This window comes from Chryseobacterium oranimense (assembly GCF_900129755.1).
In the GTDB taxonomy this organism is placed as follows: Bacteria; Bacteroidota; Bacteroidia; order Flavobacteriales; family Weeksellaceae; genus Chryseobacterium; species Chryseobacterium oranimense.
In genome coordinates this window covers 1-5,673 of record NZ_FQWT01000012.1, presented here as the reverse complement: position 1 = coordinate 5,673, position 5,673 = coordinate 1, and the positions used below count along the sequence as shown (strand labels likewise).

2 tRNA genes and 3 rRNA genes are annotated in these 5,673 nt (G+C 46.7%); all 5 read right to left on the bottom strand.

The features are described 5' to 3' along the window. Window positions 1–30: 30 nt before the first annotated feature. The 5 genes from rrf to BUB03_RS21470 all read right to left on the bottom strand — a co-directional run bounded on the left by rrf (window position 31) and on the right by BUB03_RS21470 (window position 5,206). Window positions 31–139, bottom strand: a 5S ribosomal RNA gene (gene rrf, locus BUB03_RS21490). Between the two features lie 169 nt (window positions 140–308). Next, a 23S ribosomal RNA gene (locus BUB03_RS21485) occupies window positions 309–3,066 on the bottom strand. A gap of 157 nt (window positions 3,067–3,223) precedes the next feature. Further along, window positions 3,224–3,297, bottom strand: a tRNA-Ala gene (locus tag BUB03_RS21480). Between the two features lie 102 nt (window positions 3,298–3,399). Beyond that, window positions 3,400–3,473, bottom strand: a tRNA-Ile gene (locus BUB03_RS21475). Window positions 3,474–3,689: 216 nt separating this feature from the next. Then, a 16S ribosomal RNA gene (locus BUB03_RS21470) occupies window positions 3,690–5,206 on the bottom strand. The 16S, 23S and 5S rRNA genes sit together here with 2 tRNA genes alongside, the layout of an rRNA operon. Between the last annotated feature and the right edge of the window lie 467 nt (window positions 5,207–5,673).

The window sequence follows — 5,673 nt, the reverse complement described above, 5'->3', positions numbered from 1 at the left end:
ACAAACATGTTGTATGAGACTTTTAATAAAAACTGGCGGCGGCCTACTCTCCCGCTTGTCGCAGTACCATCGGCGCTGGTGGGCTTAACTTCTGTGTTCGGAATGGGAACAGGTGAGCCCCACCGCTAAAACCACCCTAAAGAAGGTATATAAGGTGCAGGTTATAGGTAAAAGATTGCAGGTTTCCCTGCTACCTGATAGCTACCATCTGCTACCTGATTTTATCGATAAAAACGTTCACAAAGACAAAACCTTGTCTGCGCACAAAAGAACTTGTATAAATTAATTATATTGATATAGCAACCATAGGCTATAAATCTACGGGTAATTAGTACTACTCGGCTATGCTGTTACCAGCTTTACACCTGTAGCCTATCAACGTCGTCATCTCCAACGACCCTTAAAAGATGTCTCATCTTGAGGCGAGTTTCGCACTTATATGCTTTCAGTGCTTATCTCTTCCAAACGTAGCTACTCAGCGGTGCACCTGGCGGTACAACTGATACACCAGAGGTTTGTTCAATTCGGTCCTCTCGTACTAGAATCAAGCCCTCTCAAACATCTAACGCCCGCAATAGATAGAGACCGAACTGTCTCACGACGTTCTGAACCCAGCTCGCGTGCCACTTTAATGGGCGAACAGCCCAACCCTTGGGACCTTCTCCAGCCCCAGGATGTGACGAGCCGACATCGAGGTGCCGAACCTCCCCGTCGATGTGAGCTCTTGGGGGAGACTAGCCTGTTATCCCCGGAGTACCTTTTATCCTATGAGCGATGGCCCTTCCATACGGAACCACCGGATCACTATGTCCTGCTTTCGCACCTGATCGACTTGTAGGTCTCACAGTCAAGCACCCTTATGCCATTACACTCTACGCACGGTTACCAAGCGTGCTGAGGGTACCTTTGAAAGCCTCCGTTACTCTTTTGGAGGCGACCACCCCAGTCAAACTACCCACCACGCAATGTCCTTCTGAAAGAAGTTAGGCTCCAAGTAAGTAAAGGGTGGTATTTCAACGTTGGCTCCACCAACACTAGCGTGCCGGCTTCAAAGCCTCCCACCTATCCTACACATTACTTACTCAAAGTCAATACGAAGTTATAGTAAAGGTTCACAGGGTCTTTTCGTCCCATTGCGGGTAATCGGCATCTTCACCGATACTACAATTTCACCGAGCTCGTGGCTGAGACAGTGCCCAGATCGTTACACCATTCGTGCAGGTCGGAACTTACCCGACAAGGAATTTCGCTACCTTAGGACCGTTATAGTTACGGCCGCCGTTTACTGGGGCTTCAGTTAATGCCTTCGGTTTAACCCTAAGCACCTTCCTTAACCTTCCAGCACCGGGCAGGTGTCAGACCCTATACAGCATCTTTCGATTTAGCAGAGTCCTGTGTTTTTGATAAACAGTCGCCTGGGCCTCTTCACTGCGGCCACCATTGCTGATGGCGTCTCTTCTTCCGAAGTTACGAGACTATTTTGCCTAGTTCCTTAGCCACGACTCACTCGAGCACCTTAGGATTCTCTCCTCGACTACCTGTGTCGGTTTTGGTACGGGTTGCTTCACTTCGGCTTTTCTTGGAAGCGAGTTCACTACAACAACTTCGCCCGAAGGCTAGGTCTTGACTATTCCGTCAGTCTCCAGTAGCTACGTCACTCCGTCCCCTTTTTAGTGTGAGCAAGTATGGGAATATTAACCCATTGTCCATCCACTACCCCTTTCGGGTTCGCGTTAGGTCCCGACTAACCCTCAGCTGATTAGCATGGCTGAGGAAACCTTAGTCTTTCGGTGAGGGGGTTTCTCGCCCCCTTTATCGTTACTTATGCCTACATTTTCTTTTCTGTCCGCTCCACAATACCTCACGATACTGCTTCGGCGCAAACAGAATGCTCTCCTACCAGATGTATCTAAAATACAAATCCATAGCTTCGGTAATATGTTTATGCCCGATTATTATCCATGCCGGACCGCTCGACTAGTGAGCTGTTACGCACTCTTTAAATGAATGGCTGCTTCCAAGCCAACATCCTAGCTGTCAATGCAGTCCAACCGCGTTGCTTCAACTTAACATATATTTGGGGACCTTAGCTGTTGGTCTGGGTTCTTTCCCTCTCGGACATGGACCTTAGCACCCATGCCCTCACTGCCGCAGAACATTTATTAGCATTCGGAGTTTGTCAGGAATTGGTAGGCGGTGAAACCCCCGCATCCAATCAGTAGCTCTACCTCTAATAAACTTTGTTGCGACGCTGCACCTAAATGCATTTCGGAGAGTACGAGCTATCTCCCAGTTTGATTGGCCTTTCACCCCTACCCACAGGTCATCCGAAGACTTTTCAACGTCAACCGGTTCGGTCCTCCACTCTGTGTTACCAGAGCTTCAACCTGCCCATGGGTAGATCACAAGGTTTCGCGTCTAATACTACTAACTAAGCGCCCTATTCAGACTCGCTTTCGCTCCGGCTCCGGACCTGAAGTCCTTAACCTCGCTAGTAACATTAACTCGTAGGCTCATTATGCAAAAGGCACGCCGTCACCCAACTTGTGGGCTCCGACCGCTTGTAGGCGTACGGTTTCAGGTTCTATTTCACCCTTCTATTCGAAGTGCTTTTCACCTTTCCTTCACAGTACTTGTTCACTATCGGTCTTTCAGGAGTATTTAGCCTTGGAGGATGGTCCCCCCATATTCAGACAGGATTTCACGTGTCCCGCCCTACTCATTTATCATCTTAATATACCTTTCGAATACCGGGCTATCACCGTCTATGGCCGCACTTTCCAGTACGTTCTTCTAAATATATAAAGACTTTTGGGCTAATCCGCTTTCGCTCGCCGCTACTTACGGAATCTCTTCGATTTCTTTTCCTCCGGGTACTTAGATGTTTCAGTTCTCCGGGTTTGCTTCCCCTTAGGGATGACATGTCTTCAACATGCCGGGTTGCCCCATTCGGACATCTGCGGATCAATTCGTGTGTGCCGATCCCCGCAGCTTTTCGCAGCTTACCGCGTCCTTCTTCGCCTCTGAAAGCCTAGGCATCCGCCATACGCCCTTAACGATTTCTTTCCTATTTTTGGTTACTCAAGCGCTTTTATGCGCTCGGTTTTCTCTTTGTGATGTCTTTACCGTTAATGTCAATGATCTTAATGTCTTCTTGTTCAACTGATGAACAGATGTTGTTTTTGGCTCCATCCGTAACTTTTAAATCAGTCTTCCAAAACTGTGGAGAATAAGGGAGTCGAACCCTTGACCTCCTGCGTGCAAGGCAGGCGCTCTAGCCAGCTGAGCTAATTCCCCGCTAGGTTAGATTAAAAAATTCAGAGATTCAGAGATTTAAAAATTAACGGCTGCCAATTTCTTAATTTCTTAATTCCTAAATACCTTAATCCTATAAATTAGTAGTCTCGGGCAGGCTCGAACTGCCGACCTCTACATTATCAGTGTAGCGCTCTAACCAGCTGAGCTACGAGACTGTCTTGTGGACTTGCAGATCCAAGATGCTAGATACAAGACTTTCATTCGTCTTGGTTCTTGGCTCTCGGCTCTTGTATCTCTTTCCCTGTACTAATTTCTAGTGGGTGTGTATTTTTTTAATATAAATCAACCAAATAAAAAACTAAAGCTTTAACTTTAAGATAAGTCAATGTACATGTAAGTACTTATTTTGTTTAACGTTCTTCAACGCTCTAAAATGAGATGTTCCAGCCGCACCTTCCGGTACGGCTACCTTGTTACGACTTAGCCCTAGTTACCTGTTTTACCCTAGGCAGCTCCTGTTACGGTCACCGACTTCAGGTACCCCAGACTTCCATGGCTTGACGGGCGGTGTGTACAAGGCCCGGGAACGTATTCACCGCGCCATGGCTGATGCGCGATTACTAGCGATTCCAGCTTCATAGAGTCGAGTTGCAGACTCCAATCCGAACTGAGACCGGCTTTCGAGATTTGCATCACATCGCTGTGTAGCTGCCCTCTGTACCGGCCATTGTATTACGTGTGTGGCCCAAGGCGTAAGGGCCGTGATGATTTGACGTCATCCCCACCTTCCTCTCTACTTGCGTAGGCAGTCTCACTAGAGTCCCCAACTGAATGATGGCAACTAGTGACAGGGGTTGCGCTCGTTGCAGGACTTAACCTAACACCTCACGGCACGAGCTGACGACAACCATGCAGCACCTTGAAAAATGTCCGAAGAAAAGCCTATTTCTAAGCCTGTCATTTCCCATTTAAGCCTTGGTAAGGTTCCTCGCGTATCATCGAATTAAACCACATAATCCACCGCTTGTGCGGGCCCCCGTCAATTCCTTTGAGTTTCATTCTTGCGAACGTACTCCCCAGGTGGCTAACTTATCACTTTCGCTTAGTCTCTGAACCCGAAAGCCCAAAAACGAGTTAGCATCGTTTACGGCGTGGACTACCAGGGTATCTAATCCTGTTCGCTCCCCACGCTTTCGTCCATCAGCGTCAGTTGTTGCTTAGTAACCTGCCTTCGCAATTGGTGTTCTAAGTAATATCTATGCATTTCACCGCTACACTACTTATTCCAGCTACTTCAACAACACTCAAGACATGCAGTATCAATGGCAGTTTCACAGTTAAGCTGTGAGATTTCACCACTGACTTACACATCAGCCTACGGACCCTTTAAACCCAATAAATCCGGATAACGCTTGCACCCTCCGTATTACCGCGGCTGCTGGCACGGAGTTAGCCGGTGCTTATTCGTATAGTACCTTCAGCTACCCTCACGAGGGTAGGTTTATCCCTATACAAAAGAAGTTTACAACCCATAGGGCCGTCGTCCTTCACGCGGGATGGCTGGATCAGGCTCTCACCCATTGTCCAATATTCCTCACTGCTGCCTCCCGTAGGAGTCTGGTCCGTGTCTCAGTACCAGTGTGGGGGATCACCCTCTCAGGCCCCCTAAGGATCGCTGACTTGGTAGGCCGTTACCCTACCAACTATCTAATCCTGCGCGTGCCCATCTTTATCCACCGGAGTTTTCAATATCAAATGATGCCATATGATATATTATGGGGCATTAATCTTCCTTTCGAAAGGCTATTCCCCTGATAAAGGCAGGTTGCACACGTGTTCCGCACCCGTGCGCCGCTCTCAAGATTCCGAAGAATCTCTACCGCTCGGCTTGCATGTGTTAGGCCTCCCGCTAGCGTTCATCCTGAGCCAGGATCAAACTCTCCATTGTATGTTTTTCCTGACCCACTCAAAGTTATTTTTACGCTTTAGTTTTTTCCTTACTTGGTTGTTATATTGTATGTCAATGATCTTTATATCTTTCCGCTTTAATAAAGAACTTTATTTCTGTCGTTCTGTCCCTTATTTGCGGTTGCAAAAGTAATTATTTATTTTTAAATGACCAAATGTTTTGTAAGAAAATTTAAAGTTTTTTTAGTAACCTTAACTCCTTTTCTAAACCTTAATCACTTCGCTTCTGCTCCCCGTTTAACCGGACTGCAAAGATAAGAAAATTTTTAATCCCACCAACTTTTATTTCTAAAAATTTTTAAGGCTATTGTATCTTACCCCTTTAAGCTTATTTAAATACTTAACGCTTATCCAAAAGCTCTTCTGCGCTACCGTCTACTCTCGTTTTCAGTGGGGCAAAGATACATCCTTATAACTACACAAAACAAAAGTATTTAACATAAAATT